Origin of the sequence: Acinetobacter lactucae, assembly GCF_013344765.1 — a bacterium.
GTDB lineage: Bacteria > Pseudomonadota > Gammaproteobacteria > Pseudomonadales > Moraxellaceae > Acinetobacter > Acinetobacter lactucae_A.
Map to the genome: position 1 here is coordinate 1 of NZ_JABVBF010000408.1, position 545 is coordinate 545.

Consider the following 545-nt stretch of genomic DNA (forward strand, 5'->3'; position numbering starts at 1 on the left):
ATCTAGGAATGAATGAGACGATTAACCTTCTTCTCTCTTCCTCGCTTTTTGGGATGTTTATCACTTGGTACTACAAAGGTAGTGGACTATGCCTTGCTTTATTTAGCTTTTTCTATTGGGCAATGTTTGTCATTAGTCAAAGCTTAGAAGTGATATGGATGCTCACAACTTCAGTAATCGTATATCTAGTGATGACTAAAATACTACCTAAACTCAAGACCATCCATATGGGCGTAATAGCGAAATAGTTAGAATGGGTTCACTCCCCGATTCACCATACCCACTTTCTTAACTGTCTTAACTTTAGTCTGCTCAGCAATAACCAGTTCATTGATGAAAGCTTTTAAATTTTGCTCATCGAGACGAATCGGATTAAAAGTACTTTCTCCCATCTTGAGAAAGAAAGATTCGATATTTGTATTACGTTGTACATATTTCATAGACCATTTTTGAAAAGAGTTTTGTTCAATGGAATATGTACATAACCATTTAACATTGTGGTGTCTTTCATCATTTGTAATTTTTTCAAATAATCTTTCAACCAC

2 protein-coding genes are annotated in these 545 nt (G+C 34.7%); one reads left to right on the forward strand and one right to left on the reverse strand.

Annotated elements, in window-relative coordinates:
• The coding region (locus HUN22_RS17595; protein WP_174732060.1) for a hypothetical protein at positions 1 to 248 on the forward strand (248 nt) is incomplete at its 5' end.
• Here the strand turns inward: HUN22_RS17595 and HUN22_RS17600 are convergent.
• Positions 249 to 545: BLUF domain-containing protein (locus tag HUN22_RS17600; protein ID WP_174732063.1), on the reverse strand; the 297-nt coding region annotated here is incomplete at its 5' end.